Source organism: uncultured Chloroflexus sp. (assembly GCF_937129525.1).
Taxonomy (GTDB): Bacteria; Chloroflexota; Chloroflexia; order Chloroflexales; family Chloroflexaceae; genus Chloroflexus.
Map to the genome: position 1 here is coordinate 43,618 of NZ_CAKZNK010000068.1, position 14,453 is coordinate 58,070.

Sequence of the window (14,453 nt, forward strand, 5' to 3'; positions counted from 1 at the left end):
GAGCGCCCTCGCAGTCGCACTTGCTGCGGCCTGGTACGGAGGTAGCCCCGTGTTACGTTGGATTGGCATCGGTATTGGCCTGCTAACTGCAGTTCTGTTCGGGTTTATCATTGCAGCGATCTTCCTGGGCGACGGTTTTCGCGCGGCATGGCGTGATGTATTCATCGTGATTCTGGCGGCATTGCAGCTCATCGGGGCAGTGTTGTCGATCGCCATTTTAATCGCAATCTTGTACGCCATAGAGCAAATCAACCGGTTGGCGCGCAACAATGTGTTGCCCAAGCTCGACGAAGCGCTGGCGAAAGCGAACGAAGCGCTTGATACTACCCGCGCCATTGCTAACAATGTGCGTGATTCGGCGCAAACGGCAACCACAGCCACTACCTACGTTGCCGAGCGCGTCGTGTCGCCGATCATCCGCGTTTCCAGTCTGGTCACCGGTGTGCGAGCTGCCGCAGTGACGCTGGCCCGGCGGGGCAAATCTGACGAACCCACGACATAACCTCGTTTTCGATACGTTACCGTGCCTGTCGATATGGTAAGATAGATAAGAGCGAAAGGCCGGTCAATCGGCAATAAGAAGCCAGTGATCGAGTTGGTATGAGCGAACAGCGGTTTAAATACGGCGGACAGGCTGTGTTGGAAGGGGTCATGATGCGCGGGCGCCGGCAAGCGACCGTCGTTGTGCGACGGGCTGATGGCAGTTTTGCCCGGCTCGATTTGCCCGTCCCCGCCCGCGGCGCTCGCTGGCAACAATTGCCGTTGTTACGCGGATTTGCAGCGCTGATTGAGGCATTTACGATTGGGCGCAAAGCGCTTGACTTTTCGGCCTCTGTGGTCGCTGCCGAAGAAGATGAACATATCCATCCGCTGGTTCAACATCTGATTTTTGCCGTTACCCTTGCCATTGCCATCGGCATCTTTGTCGTGTTGCCATCCCTGGTCGCCAATTTCATCGGCCAGATGGGCGCGCCGGTGCTGCTTCGTGAAGTTATCGAAGCGCTGATCAATGTATCACTGGCGGTTGCCTATATCGCGGCAATTGGTCGTATTCCCGATATTGGTCGCGTCTTTGGTTATCATGGCGCTGAACATAAAGTTATTAATGCTTACGAAGCTGGATTGCCGCTCACTGTAGAGTCAGTGCGGCAGTGCAGCCGGATCCATCCGCGTTGCGGCACCAGCTTTTTGCTGGCGGTAGCTCTGATCGGTTTTCTGATCTTTCTGTCGGTCGCCGGCTTGCCGGTCTGGCAGCGGATTATTGCCCGGATTGTGTTGATCCCGCTGGTTGCGGCGGTGGCGTTTGAAGCGCAGCAGCTTGCAGCCAACTATTACCATCTGCCGTGGGTGCGCTGGTTGCTAGGCCCAACGCTGGCTGCGCAATACTTAACGACCCGCGAGCCAGATGATGATATGATTGCAACGGCAATTGCTGCCTTTGAGCCGGTGCTGGCCGCCGATCAACTGGCGGAAATGCAACCGGCTCCACTAACAGACGTAGTGCCCGGTATCGTCGATACTCGACCGACGTTATGAGAGAGATGATAATTGCGCAACACCCGCGATAGCGGAGGAATGTATGGCGTTGGTGGGAAACATCCGCGACTTTAGCCTGTCAGATTTTCTCTCGCTTGTTGATCGCGGGTACAAAACAGGCGCACTGCATTTGTCGCACAACGACCAGACCGCTCGGCTCTATTTCGAAAAAGGGAAGCTGCTGCTGGCTGCCCGGCGGCCAGAAGATGAAAAGCCGGAGCTGTTGGTGCGCCTGGGCGTGCTAAATGCCGATCAGGTGGCGCAGGCCTGCAAAGCGTTGACGGCGCGTGGCAATGGGGTTACGCTGAGTCAGGTGGTGCTCGATGCCGGTATGGTTTCACTCGAACGGTTGCAAGGCGCGCTGATGAGCCATACTGAGCAATCGGTCTATGGCCTGTTTGCCTGGCCGGAAGGTGATTTTCTCTTCGAGCATAATCAGCGACCGGCGCCTGATGCGCCGCTGGCGCCAGTGCCGATCTCGATTGATCATCTGATCATGGAAGGGGTGCGTCGGATCGATGAGTGGGAGCGGATTCGCGACCGCATTCCTTCAACCGATCTGGTTCCCCGCTTTATGGCGCCGCCAGGCGAGAAACTCAAGGGTATGCGCCTCGCGCCAGAAGAGTGGAAGGTCTTTGCGCGGATTAATGGCCGCGATACGTTAGCCGAAATTGCCCAGAAAACCGGGCTGAGTGATTTTGATGTGTGCCGCGCGGTCTATGGCTTTTTGACCGCCGGTATGTTAGAGTTGGTGAAACGGCAGCGCGCACTGAACGCCGGAATGCCACCGGTTGAACAGCCGCGCGTGAAGAAGAGCCTCGTCAACCGGATCATCAATCGGATCCGCAGCATGTAGCTGGGGCCGGAGCATCGGAGCGGAGGGCTGTGTGCAGACGGTAAAGATGGTGATCAGCGGCGCCGTGAACGCCGGCAAAACCGAGTTTATCAAGACGATCTCTGAGATCGAGGTCGTCTCGACGGAACGCCGGGCGACCGACGATACTCGGCTGATCAAGAAGGAAACGACTGTCGCGATGGATTTTGGGCGCATCGCGATCTCTGATGATCTCGTGCTCCATCTCTTTGGAACGCCGGGACAAAAGCGATTCGATTTCATGTGGGAGATCCTCGCCGAGGGTATGCTCGGTCTGGTGATCCTTGTCGATAGCACCCGCCCCGAAACGTTCCGTGAGACGAACCGGATCATTGATTTCTTTGTCTCGTATCGCGATACGCCGTATGTGATTGCGGCCAATAAGCAGGATCGTCCCAATGCATGGTCGCCGGAAGAATTGCGGCTTGCTCTGCGCCAGCCGCCGCATATCAAGGTGTTGCCCTGCACGGCGACCGACCGCGAGAGTGTGAAAAATGTGTTGCTGGAGTTGCTTTACGTGATCCAGGAGCGGAGCGAAGATTGACTCCTGCATAACCGAATACGTCACACACTCCAGGTAAATGGTTGCAAATACAATTTTCTGGTCAGGGTCATATCATTATCGGATTATGGCTTTGCGATGCGGTTTATTTGATTTTTCGCATCGCAAAGCCATAAAATATTGTTGGAAAGCCAAAAAAGCCGTTTAACGCATCAGTAAGGGATACAGATCTTGACAGATGCGGTATACTGCTTGCTGAAGAGCCAATCAGGGTTGAATGCATAGAGGAGGACTGCGCCAATGCAGAAGACGGATTTCATCAAAGCGGTGGCCGAACGCGCAAAGGTTTCGCAGAAGGAGACGAAGCAGATTATTGACGCGGCGCTAGAAGTTATTACCGAAGCGCTGGCCCGCGGTGAGAAGGTGACGCTGACCGGTTTTGGCACGTTTGAAGTTCGCTCACGACAGGCTCGCGAGGGTGTCAATCCACAAACCCGCGAGAAGATCCACATCCCCGCCACCAAGACTCCTGGCTTTAGCGCCAGCAGCACGCTGAAAGAGGCGGTGAAGGGATAGATTATTGCCTTATTGAGCGGAAAAGGCGCGGCGAAACCGCGCCCTTTCTGCTCGCTCACGGTATCGCTACCGCAGTTGCTGATACGACCCAATCCTGAAAGAGATCGCTTAAATCACACGCGCAGGCCTGCTCGGCGGCGCGCAGCAGATCAGGGCCGGCAATTTCGCGGTAACGCGCCGACTCAACGTACCCCACCAGGAAACGCTGAAACGCTTCTTCACCAATGCGCTGGCGGAGGGCGTGGAAGAAGAGCGCTCCTTTGGCATACACCACCGGTACATAGCGGCCATTGCTCAATCCTGATGGTGGCGTGGCCAGTGGCGCATCACCGCCGCGCTCTCGCAGCCGCCGGTACGTGGCCCGAAAGGCGTTGAGTTCAGCTTCCGCCTGCGCTGACTCTCCTGTCAACTCGTAGTAGAGGATTTGACTGTAGCTGGCCAGCCCTTCATCAAGCCAGGCTTCTCCCTGCGCATCGTTGCCTACCAGTCCGTACCACCATTGATGGCTAATTTCGTGAGCAATCGTTGTTTCCAATAGCCGGTCGTCGCGCCGGTAGAGATTCTGCTCTATCAGCACTACTCCGGGATACTCCATGCCGTAAAATTGCGTCAGTGCGGCCTGGATGACCTCGAACTCGGCGTAGGGGTAGGCGCCAAAATGTTGGTTGAAGACGCCCAAGGCCGTGGTGGCAATGGCCAGACTGCGCTCACCGGCAGCGGTGTCTCCCGCTTGAACGTAGCTGATCACGTGGGTGCCGTCAATGCTGGCGCTGACCTGTTGTAGCCCTTGCAACGCCGCGAGGTAGAATTCGCGCTGCGGCCCGCTCACGAAGCGCACTTGTCGGCGACCATCGGCGAGGCCGCGATCCTCAATTGCGCTGCCGCTGCTCACAAGATCCCAACCGAAAGGGATGTTCACAGTAACGTCGTAAAGGGCAATGGCGCTGACGGTAAAATCGCCGCGCGCCACAATGGGGCGTGTATCCCAACCGATACCGGGAATGTAGCGGGCCAGCAATGGGTAAAACGAGGCCAGCGACCAGACTCCGGCTTCCATATTGTAGGCGCCAAAGGTGCGGCGGCTGGCGTTGCGCGGCGCGTGCGCGGTAAAGGTCATGGTGACCGTTGCTCTATCGCCGGGGGCAATGAGGCGGGGTGTGACCAGCCCGATCAGCGTGTCGCCGTGTAAAGTGCGTGATGGCACCGGAATGCCATCAATGTGAGCCGAAGTGACATCAAGCCGACCCCCGAAATCGGGATGGTTCGGGTAGAGATGGAACCAGATCGTATCGAAGTTGATTTCAGTCTGGTTGGTAAGGACAACGGTGATCTGGCCGTCGAGCCGTAGCCTATCAGGGTCAAGTTGTATATCGATCGTGTAGCGATCCCAATCTGCTTGCGTTAGATCGGCAACGTATTCTGGCCGCATTGCGGCGGCTTGAGCTGCGATAAAGGGATCAATCGTGGTTGCCGCCGCTGGTGGCTCGTCACGGAAGACCGACGGTGGTGCCGGTGTGGCAATACAGTTCCAGGCGATAACAAATAACAGCAGTAGTCGTATCATAGTGTCATCATATCACAACCAGATGATCGGTAGAAATGTGGTGGGGCGATAGTGGCGTCCTGTCGGGAGATACCGCGCCGGACGCCGATCCGGGGACATGCGAAGGTCTTTCGTAACTGTGGCGCATATACCGTCGTCAGGTGAGGTCTGGCTGGCGCGCCGGTTGGGCGTAAACATGTATGCAATCCGTGCATGGAAGTAGTGCTAGCAAGGTGCGGCGATCGAGCAGGCTGATGATCCATGCAATGCAATCTGTGCATAGAAGTAGTGGTAATACCCGCCAGAGCCGTGGTAGCATAACCATAGTGATTGTGCGTTCGATAGCGCCACCTTGCCGGTCATACACTCTCACTAGCGAGCGTGGAGGTCAGAGCTATGCTTCGGCGTCTCTTTGGATGGGGGAAGCCCCCTCAGGCCGGTGATCAACCGGCAATTCTGCGCAGCGACCGGCCCGGTGTGCCGATCACGCTCAAGGTGGCGCTGATTAGCCACGATCCACTTATTCCAGAACGCGGCAATCTACCGCTCAGCCGGGTGATGGGCTGGCATGATGCCGAGAAACTGGCAACGCAATATATCGCCGATCTGCGCGCCTGTTCAGGCGGGATTGCTGATTATCGGGTGGTATTGCGACAGCATTACACCGATTTTCCGGTCAAGATTGACGGATTCCGCTACGATAGCGCCGGTTATCTGGCCGCCTGGGAACGCCGGATCCCATTCCATCAACCGGATGAAGTTGATTACGAACGCCTGCTCGACCAGATCGGTCTGGCCGATGCAATTGAACGTGGCGAGATTGATGAAATCTGGCTATTTGGCTTTCCGTATGCCGGTTACTACGAGAGTCGTATGGTCGGCATTGATGCCTTCTGGTGCAACGCGCCGCCGTTACTGCTACCTGCCGCCCGGCGGCGATACATCGTGATGGGATTTAACGTTGAGCGTGATGTGGGCTGTATGCTGGAAAATTTTGGTCATCGAGTCGAGTCGATCATGACCTACGTCTATCGTCATCACCCGCCGGAGCGCAATCTCTGGGAACGCTTCACCCGTCTCGATGAGTGTGGCAATGTCCACTTTGCCCCCTCGAGCGCGCGTGACTACGATTGGGGGAATCCGCGTCTGGTTCGAGCGCGAGCGGATGCATGGTACAACTTTCCCGATCTCAGTTTGTCGGCCCGCCCGATGCGCTGTAGTGAATGGGGCGGTGGCGATATGCGCCTACACCATCTCTGGTGGCTCGATCATCTGCCCCGTGTAGCCGGTGAAACCGATGGCATTGCCAGCAACTGGTGGCTGTATATCTTGCAACCGTGGATAGTGCCATGAATGCTCTGGCGCAATGGAAACGCTTCTGGCAGCGATTGACTTATTCGGTCGATACCGGCCAGCGAACGCTCATGCTGGCCGCGTATGCGATTATCAGCGTGGCACTGGTCGAGTTTATCCTCTTCCACCGTCACTTCCCTCCAGCGCAGTTCTATCTGGTTGTGCTCAGCCTGAGCCTGTTGCTGGCGCTGAATGCCGTTTGGGATAGTTTACAGAACCGTTGGGGCAAACCGGTTGCCGGTTTCATCTACTTCGGTCTGGGCGCAGCGTTGTTTCTCAGCGCCAATTATTTTGGTCTTGATGAAGGCTGGACATTCCTGCCCTTTTTGCTCTTCGTGCTTGCCTCGCAGGCGGTGATTGAACTAGGGGTTTGGCGCGGTCTCGGTATCAGTCTCTGCCTGACGCTAGCCTGGAGTGGTGTGCTCTGGTTACGGGGCGCAGCGCTGGCCCAGGTTGCCGCGCAAACCACATCGATTGCACTCGGCCTGATCTTTACCCTGGTCTTTTCCATCGCGCTGGTGCGGATGGCGGAGCAGAAAGCCCGCGCCGAGCAGTTAGCCGCCGAGTTGCGCGATGCAAACGCAGCCCTGGCCGCGGCCCGCGAGCGCGAATTGGCGCTCGCGGCCATCGAGGAACGCATGCGTCTGGCCCGTGAAATTCACGATGGGTTGGGTCATCATCTCACCGCGTTGAACGTGCAGTTGCAGGCGGCGGCGCGCCTGCTCGATCGCGACCGGGATCGCGCGGCTCAGGCGCTGGCTCTGTGTCGTGAAGAGGCGCAGGCAGCGCTGGCCGAGGTGCGGCAGAGCGTTGCCGTGATGCGCGCCAACCCGCTGGCCAACCAGCCACTCGCCGATGTGATTGCCAGTCTGGTACGCGATTTCGGTCGTGTCTCGTCGTTACACGTCAGTTTTGAGCTTGAGGGCAAGATCGGCGCGGTGGCGCCTGCTGTAGCCATGACCCTCTTCCGGGCCGCGCAGGAGGGACTGACCAATGCTCAAAAGCACGCCCAGGCCACAACCGTCACAGTGAGGCTCAAGGGCGACATCGACTGGGTGCAAATCGAAGTGATCAACAACGGTCCACCGGCTTTGCCGCCGGCTGATACCGGTTTCGGCCTGGCCGGCCTGCGCGAACGAGCAACACAGTTAGGCGGAACGATCCAGGCTGAGCCGCGCGCTGAAGGCGGGTTTCGGCTGGTCGTCAGACTGCCGCAAACAGGAACAGAGGGGAAAAACCGTGATCCGCATTTTGCTGGTGGATGACCAGACGTTGGTGCGACAGGGAATCCAGACGTTGCTCGATCTTGAACCGGATTTAACGGTGGTTGGAGCGGCGGCCAACGGACAGCAGGCATTGGAACTCATTGAGCAGACTCAACCTGACGTGGTTTTAATGGATGTGCGGATGCCGGTCATGGATGGCGTGGCCGCAACCCGCGAGATCAGTCGGCGCTGGCCGCAGATCGGCGTCATCATCCTCACCACCTTCGATGATGATGAGTACGTGATTGACGGGTTGAAAGCCGGCGCGCGCGGCTATATGTTGAAAGATGCAGACAGTAGCGAGATTGTGGCCGCAGTGCATGCGGTGGCGCGCGGTGAGGCGCTGATCCAACCCAGCATTACGCGCAAAGTGCTGGCCGAATTTGCCCGCCTGGCCGACGCGCAGCGGTCAACGCCGACGCCGCTGGTTGAGCCACTCACCGACCGTGAAATGGAAGTGTTGCGCGGCATTGCGGCTGGTCAATCAAACCGCGAGATTGCCGATCAGCTCTGTATCAGCGAGGGCACGGTGAAAAACCACGTCTCAAATCTGCTGGCGAAACTCGCGGTTCGCGATCGCACACAGGCCATCATTCGCGCCCGCGACTTGGGCCTGATCACATGATCCCATCTGCGGCGGTAGCACTCTGGCGCAGGCTGTTGCATTGATAGCCGGGTCAGCCGGGTCATATGACCGGGGTGTCAAACGTCATTCTTACCACTATGACCACAATCTATCTTTCGACACTGGCAGGTCGTTCGCCACTTCGCTATCCTTGAAGCAGGTAAAGCGCTTTGAGTGACACGAAAGCGAGGCGAATGATGACTGACGAAACAACCATGACCGAACAGCGCAATCGGTCAATTGTCGGCATGGCGCTGATTGCCCTGGGGATCACCCTCCTGCTTGGCTATGTGATCGACACCGGTTTAGTAGTGCTACCCCTGATGGCAATGATCTTTGCGATAGTCGGGATCCGCGCTCGGTGTTCAGCCTGGTTCATTCCCGCTGGCATCCTTGGAGGCATTGGATTAGGTGCGGCGCTGATCGAAACGCTGCCGCTGGCCGAAGATCTGGAAGGCGGCGTCTTCCTGCTCTCGTTTGCGGCTGGATGGGCGACTATTCCACTGCTCAGCGCGCTGTTTGCACACGAACGGGTCTGGTGGCCATTCATTCCCGGTGGGGTGATGGCGTTGATCGGCTCGCTCATCCTGATCGGTGAGGGTGGTATCACCTTGCTCGAGCTGATCTTCGATCAGGCCGGCTGGATCTGGCCAATTGTCCTGATCGGTATCGGAGTGGCGCTGCTACTACGGCGAAACACCGACTGATAACGGGTAACGATCCCAATCAGGTCAGGCGGTAGCCACAGGGGCTGCCGCCTGATCAACGTTAGAAAATAATCTGATCGGCATTCACCTGTTCGAGACTGCTCCACGGCGAACGCACCTGCTCGGCGCGCAATTGGCCTCGCAGGCTAAGCGCCAGCAGGAGCACGCCGGCAATCGCAATCAAGACCAGCGCGCTGAGATAGACAGCGATATAGCCGCTGGCAACCACGCCACTCATGCGCCCAATCACGTCGCGAGCCAGACCGGCGGCGATTGTCCCCACACCCTGGGCCAGGGCCTGGGTAATGCCCCAGAGCGCAAGGAACAAGCCGGCGTGGGCGCGATCACACAACCCCATCACCAGCGCCAGACCGCCTACAATCAACATGCCGCGACCCATACCGATCAGGGCAATCCCACCGAGGAATTGCCCGACATGATCAGGCGAATTCGACAGGCTGATAGTCGCAAAACCGGCGATACCCAGTAATGATGCGCCGCCAATCATCCGCAAAGCCGGGTGACCGCGCCAGAGCAACCAGCCGGTCAGCACGATTGCGGTGAGCATGCCCCCACCCCACACTGCGGTCAGGCGGGTCGTTTCCGCCACACTCATCCCCAACACCTGCCCGCCGTATGGTTCGAGCAATACATCGTGTACGGCAAAGCCGGTCGTTGCCAGCGCCAGGACGATGAACAGATTGCGGAGTGGACGCTGCGCTGCCAGCATACGCAGCGACTCACCGAGATTCTCGCGTATCCGCACCGGAGTTGCATCGACCAGTTCGCCATTGGGCTTCAAGCGTTCTTGATCGAGCATCGACAAGAAGGTCAGGAAGACAAATGCCAGCGCCGATCCTTGCATCACCTGGATGAGACGGGTATGGCTGTAGTCGAGCAACAGCTCGCCGATAAGCAATGAACCGACAATCGTGCCCAGCACCAGGGCCACCCAAAGCAGGCTGAGCACCCGTCCTCGTTCGGCGGGAGGGGTTACGTCGCTGACGATGGCGAGATAGATTGTTTCGGCAATGTTAACGCCCAAACCGTAGGCGAAAAAGATCGCGAAACAGACAATGACGGCCAGTGGGAAGGGCAAATACCCTTCGCCACTCAGCAAGATGAGTGAAAACGGCGCTGTGGCCAGCCCTCCGTAGGTCAGCATCGCGCCCAACACCAGGTAGGGGGTACGCCAGCGCCCGGCAGCGCGATGGACATCTGATTTGAAACCGACAATAGCGCGTGCCGGCGAAATGAAATAGTGAATTGCCAGCAAGGAACCAACCAGAAATGCCGCGATACCCAACTCGTTGATCAGAACCCGGTTGAGGGTGCCGGTTAACGGCGCCAGCGACAGACCCATCCCGAATTGAAATAGACTGAGACGAACAACGCGCAGCCACATGCGCAGGCGTGGACGGGCTTCCAGCCAGTGTTGCGCCTGACGAAACGGCCGCAGCAACGTGTCTGCCATTGCCATCTTTCGGCTCCTTGCGCTAGAGCGTCATTGTTGTGTCGTATTATAGCATGCCGTGACATGCAATATAAACGGTTCTTTCCATACTCACGATGCGCTGTAGCCGATGATACTCTGTGGTATGATGATAATCACAGCAAAAGAATGCGAGAGATAAACAAATTATGAGCCGAATTGCCGAAACCTTTGCCAGACTCCGCTCGGAAGGGCGCATTGCCCTGATGCCCTATCTGACAGTTGGTTTTCCCGAGCGAGAGAGCACGCTCGAGCTGGTGCCAGCGCTAGAGGCAGCCGGCGCCAGCCTGTTTGAGTTGGGTGTGCCCTTTTCCGATCCGCTGGCCGATGGCGCTACCATCCAGCGCGCCACTCAGCGCGCCCTCGAGAATGGGATCACGATCACCGACTGCATCGACACGGTAGCCAGGTTGCGCGCGCGCAAGGTGATGGCGCCGTTACTCTTGATGGGCTACTACAATCCGTTGTTACGTCATGGCCTTGAGCGGGCATGCGCCGACCTTGCAGCCGCCGGCGGCGATGGCTGGATCATCCCGGATTTGCCGCTCGAAGAGGCTGCCGATTTGCAGCAGATTGCCGCCGCTCATAGTCTCGATCTCATTATGTTTGTTGCGCCCACAACGCCGCCAACCCGCATCGCGCAGATTGTGGCTCAGGCCAGTGGGTTTCTGTATATCGTCTCGCTAACCGGCGTGACCGGCGCGCGACAGGCATTGGCGAGCAATCTGTCCGATCTCATCGCCAGTGTGCGGCAGCAGACCGATTTGCCGCTTGTGGTCGGTTTCGGAATCAGTCAGCCATCCCATGTGGCGGAAGTTGCTCGACTGGCTGATGGCGCGATTGTCGGAAGCGCCCTTATCGATCGCATCGAGCGTTTGTCGCCGGGCGAACGAGTGTCCGGAGCGGCAGCCTACATTCGCGAATTGCTGAGTGCAGTGAGCCGAACGTAAGCTAGAGAGGAGATGGCAATGGAAGCGCGAGCGTATGTGTTGATCGAGGCCGAATCGGGCAAAATCGGCGAGGTATTGGCGGCGTTGCGCGCAATTGATGGCTTGATAGCGGTAGATGCCGTCACCGGGCCCTACGATATTGTGGCAACAGTCCAGACGCCTGATCCGCGCCAGATCGGTCGGCTGGTGATGAGTGAAATTCATGCAATTAGTGGCATTAAGCGCACGATCACGTGTATGGTGATTGGGTAAGTAGGGCGCAGCGAGAAAGGGCAGTACAATGGCTGAACACGTCCTGGAAAAGGGTAAAGTCCATCACAAGTGGGATAACAGTTTGCCTCCCGCGATTGAAATCGCTTCAGGCGATGTGGTTCATTGCGAGACTGCTGAAGTGACTAACAATCAGGTGACGCCCGGCTGTGATGCCAGCGTCTTGCTGAATCTCGATTTTTCCCAGCTTTACCCGCTGGCCGGCCCGATTTTTGTCAAAGATGCCATGCCCGGCGATGTGCTCGAGGTCGAGATTTTGCGCTTACAGCCACTCGATTGGGGTTGGACGGGGATTATTCCCGGTTTGGGTTTGCTTGCGCAAGATTTTACCGCTCCCTATATTCGCCACTTCGATCTCAGCAACGGACAGACGGCGCCACTCCGCGATGATATTCATATTCCGATCCAGCCATTTTGCGGTACGATGGGTGTTGCTCTCGACGAGCCGGGCGCGTTCGATGTTCTCCCCACCGGTAAAGGCGGTGGCAATATCGATACCCGGCATCTCAATGTAGGGGCAAAACTCTACCTGCCGGTGTTCGTGCCCGGCGCCCTCTTCTCAGCAGGTGATTGTCACGCGGCGCAAGGCGATGGCGAGGTGTGCGTTACCGGGATCGAATGTCCGATGCAGTTTTCGTTACGTTTTAACGTAATCAAAGGTCGGTCATTGAAGCCATGGCGGTACCACTTTTACACGCCTCCTGGCCCAATTCAGCCTGCCTATGACGCGCGTGGCTATTATGTGACTACGGCTATTGGTCCCGATCTGATGGAAAACGCGCGGAATGCCGTTCGTGATATGATTGAATGGTTGGGTGAGCATTACCAGCTCAGCCGCGAAGATGCCTATGTATTGTGCAGTCTGGCCGGTGATTTGCGTATCAGTCAGATTGTCGATGCTCCTAACTGGTGTGTGTCGTTTTACATGGCGTTGAGCGTATTTCGTTAAATGATGACGAAAGATCCTTCACTTGCTCGTCGGTTGCGTTGGGCGGTGCGCGGCGCGCTGTTTCTGGCCTTGCTGTCGGTAGTGTTGGGTGGTGTGTTTACCGCTGTCATCGGGCTGTTCACCGGTCAGTTAGCGCCTGATGCCGGTTGGAACCAGTGGCTGCGCGTGTTGTTACCGTCAATGCTGGTCTGGGGGCTGGGCGCGTTGCCGTTTGGCGCGGCGCTAGGTTTTTTCGCCTCACTCATCTGGCGCGAAGTTTGACTCTTCGCCGTAGCCGCGCTATAATCAGGGGCGTTCGGGGCGTAGCGCAGACCGGTAGCGCACCTGAATGGGGTTCAGGAGGTCGCTGGTTCAAATCCAGTCGCCCCGACCAGGTTGCATGCTGGCGAGAGTACTCTCGCCAGCTTCTCTTTTTTGTCGTTCCATCAGGTGAGCAGTAAATGATTTTTTCGCCGGTAATACTGGTAAAATGCCAATAATGAAGGTGCACATCTTGACACCCTCCATGGTTCGGCGCTATACTGCAAGCATGTGGCGAATACCATTCGCGCTGCTACCGCGTTCCCTCGACGCATAAGTTTATCTTTTTCACGCGGCGCCGGTCATAATCTACACGGGAGGATTTGGGATGGCGACTATCAGCCTGCAAGACGCCTATACGCAAGCCAGAACATTCCTCGAGGCGAACCAGATCGAGCAGGCAATTGGCCTGACTCAACACATCCTCACCTATCATCCCGACAATCTCGAGGCGCAGCGGATTCTTGGCGAGGCGTACCTCGCTCAGCGCGATTTGCCGGCGGCAGTGGCAGCGTTTGAGCGGGTGCTGCAGGCTGATCCCGAGAATATTCCGGCCCACGTGGGGTTGGGTATGGCCTACGAGTGGCAGGGTCGGCTCGACAAAGCCATTGCCGAATTTGAACAGGCACTTGAGATTCGCCCCGACATGCCGGAATTGCGCGCGCAACTGGTTCGTCTTTACACCGAGGCATGGGGGAGTGAGCATGCGGCGCTGCGTTTGAGTCGTTCTGGCCTGGCGCGCCTCTACGCCCGTGGTCAGATGTTGCCGCAGGCAATTCACGAGTTTCGCAATGTGGTTGCGGAACATCCCAGGCGACTTGATGCCTGGGTTGGCTTGATCGAAGCCCTCTGGCGCAATGATCAGCTCGATGAAGCGGTAGAAGTGAGTCGGCAGGCACTTAAGCAATATCCGCTCCTGCTCAAAGCGCATTTGATCCTCGGCGCTATCTTGCTGGCTGATGGTGATCAAGAGGGAATAGAGCACTGGCGCATTGCGCAGCGCCTTGATCCTTATCAGGTCGTGGCGCGCCTGCTCTTTGAGCCGCTACCGGCTGGTGTTCCGACGCCTGATGTGTCGTTGCCGGTATGGGACGAGGCTGAGTGGCGGCAGCGGCGCACAGTCGCAGCAACCCCCGCAGCCACAATAACTGAAGATGATTTCTTTGCCGAAGCAGGCTGGCTGACCCCGGCAGCGCAGCCAGCAGCAGTAGCTGCTGGTGTCTCTGATGATGATTTGCTGGCCATGCTGCTCTTCTCGCCGCCGGCAGTAGCTGTCGAATCACCACCTCCATCTGGCGCGAGGACCCTCGGTGAGTCTGGCACAAATGGGGCCAAGACGGCAGTAATTGAACCGTCTGCTAGATTGTCAACTGAAGCAGGTCCGGAGCTATTCTTTTCAGAAGAGATCGCGCAGCTCGAGGGGAAGTCAGCGACGCCGACAACGAGCGGTGAGCCAGAGCTGACGCCATTCTCGCTGGCCGATTTGGGGCTGTCGCCGGAAGAGATCGCGC

Annotated in this window: 16 protein-coding genes and 1 tRNA gene; 15 read left to right on the forward strand and 2 right to left on the reverse strand. The window is 57.6% G+C overall.

Annotated elements, in window-relative coordinates; all coding sequences use genetic code 11:
* The first annotated feature begins 49 nt into the window (after positions 1–49).
* The 5 genes from Q0650_RS08505 to Q0650_RS08525 all read left to right on the forward strand — a co-directional run bounded on the left by Q0650_RS08505 (position 50) and on the right by Q0650_RS08525 (position 3,488).
* Positions 50–502 (forward strand): hypothetical protein, encoded by a 453-nt coding sequence (locus Q0650_RS08505; protein ID WP_298817890.1) that lies wholly within the window; start codon positions 50–52, stop codon positions 500–502.
* Between the two features lie 98 nt (positions 503–600).
* Positions 601–1,536: a DUF1385 domain-containing protein gene (locus tag Q0650_RS08510; protein WP_298817891.1), complete on the forward strand. Its 936-nt coding sequence runs from the start codon at positions 601–603 to the stop codon at positions 1,534–1,536.
* A 43-nt stretch (positions 1,537–1,579) separates the two neighbouring features.
* Complete coding sequence (locus tag Q0650_RS08515; protein WP_298817893.1) at positions 1,580–2,392, forward strand: DUF4388 domain-containing protein; 813 nt, start codon at positions 1,580–1,582, stop codon at positions 2,390–2,392.
* A gap of 31 nt (positions 2,393–2,423) precedes the next feature.
* Positions 2,424–2,954, forward strand: coding sequence for an ATP/GTP-binding protein (locus Q0650_RS08520; RefSeq protein ID WP_012256561.1), 531 nt, complete (start codon positions 2,424–2,426; stop codon positions 2,952–2,954).
* Between the two features lie 258 nt (positions 2,955–3,212).
* The gene (locus Q0650_RS08525; protein ID WP_287905153.1) at positions 3,213–3,488 is read left to right on the forward strand and encodes an HU family DNA-binding protein; all 276 of its coding nucleotides are present in this window, start codon (positions 3,213–3,215) and stop codon (positions 3,486–3,488) included.
* A gap of 55 nt (positions 3,489–3,543) precedes the next feature.
* Here the strand turns inward: Q0650_RS08525 and Q0650_RS08530 are convergent, their stop codons facing one another.
* Positions 3,544–5,052 carry a M1 family metallopeptidase gene (locus Q0650_RS08530; RefSeq protein WP_298817912.1) on the reverse strand — a complete coding sequence of 503 codons (1,509 nt, stop codon included), beginning with the start codon at positions 5,050–5,052 and terminating at the stop codon, positions 3,544–3,546.
* 375 nt (positions 5,053–5,427) lie between these two features.
* Here Q0650_RS08530 and Q0650_RS08535 point away from each other — a divergent pair, with 375 nt between their 5' ends.
* From Q0650_RS08535 to Q0650_RS08550, 4 genes are all read left to right on the forward strand, one after another.
* On the forward strand, positions 5,428–6,384 hold the full coding sequence (locus tag Q0650_RS08535; RefSeq protein WP_298817914.1) for a hypothetical protein: 957 nt from the start codon (positions 5,428–5,430) through the stop codon (positions 6,382–6,384).
* Positions 6,381–7,649, forward strand: coding sequence for a sensor histidine kinase (locus tag Q0650_RS08540; RefSeq protein WP_298817917.1), 1,269 nt, complete (start codon positions 6,381–6,383; stop codon positions 7,647–7,649). The genes Q0650_RS08535 and Q0650_RS08540 overlap by 4 nt, the downstream gene beginning before the upstream one ends.
* A complete protein-coding gene (locus Q0650_RS08545) occupies positions 7,624–8,274 on the forward strand; it encodes a response regulator transcription factor (RefSeq protein WP_298817920.1) in 651 nt (216 codons plus the stop codon). Before Q0650_RS08540 ends, Q0650_RS08545 begins: the two co-directional genes overlap by 26 nt.
* 215 nt (positions 8,275–8,489) lie before the next feature.
* Positions 8,490–8,981, forward strand: a complete 492-nt coding sequence (locus Q0650_RS08550; RefSeq protein ID WP_298817923.1) for a hypothetical protein — start codon at positions 8,490–8,492, stop codon at positions 8,979–8,981.
* A 61-nt stretch (positions 8,982–9,042) separates the two neighbouring features.
* On the opposite strand, the gene Q0650_RS08555 is transcribed toward Q0650_RS08550, so the two are convergent.
* Positions 9,043–10,461, reverse strand: coding sequence for a BCD family MFS transporter (locus Q0650_RS08555; protein WP_298817925.1), 1,419 nt, complete (start codon positions 10,459–10,461; stop codon positions 9,043–9,045).
* A 161-nt stretch (positions 10,462–10,622) separates the two neighbouring features.
* Between Q0650_RS08555 and trpA the strand changes: the two genes are divergently transcribed.
* The 6 genes from trpA to Q0650_RS08585 form a co-directional block, all read left to right on the forward strand.
* On the forward strand, positions 10,623–11,423 hold the full coding sequence (gene trpA, locus Q0650_RS08560; RefSeq protein WP_298817927.1) for a tryptophan synthase subunit alpha: 801 nt from the start codon (positions 10,623–10,625) through the stop codon (positions 11,421–11,423).
* 18 nt (positions 11,424–11,441) lie between these two features.
* The gene (locus Q0650_RS08565) at positions 11,442–11,675 is read left to right on the forward strand and encodes an Lrp/AsnC family transcriptional regulator (protein WP_066782560.1); all 234 of its coding nucleotides are present in this window, start codon (positions 11,442–11,444) and stop codon (positions 11,673–11,675) included.
* Positions 11,676–11,703: 28 nt separating this feature from the next.
* Positions 11,704–12,642, forward strand: a complete 939-nt coding sequence (locus Q0650_RS08570) for an acetamidase/formamidase family protein (RefSeq protein WP_298817929.1) — start codon at positions 11,704–11,706, stop codon at positions 12,640–12,642.
* Positions 12,643–12,903 (forward strand): ABC transporter ATP-binding protein, encoded by a 261-nt coding sequence (locus Q0650_RS08575; RefSeq protein WP_298817931.1) that lies wholly within the window; start codon positions 12,643–12,645, stop codon positions 12,901–12,903.
* A 35-nt stretch (positions 12,904–12,938) separates the two neighbouring features.
* Positions 12,939–13,015, forward strand: a tRNA-Pro gene (locus Q0650_RS08580).
* A 255-nt stretch (positions 13,016–13,270) separates the two neighbouring features.
* The coding region (locus Q0650_RS08585) for a lipopolysaccharide assembly protein LapB (RefSeq protein ID WP_298817935.1) at positions 13,271–14,453 on the forward strand (1,183 nt) is incomplete at its 3' end.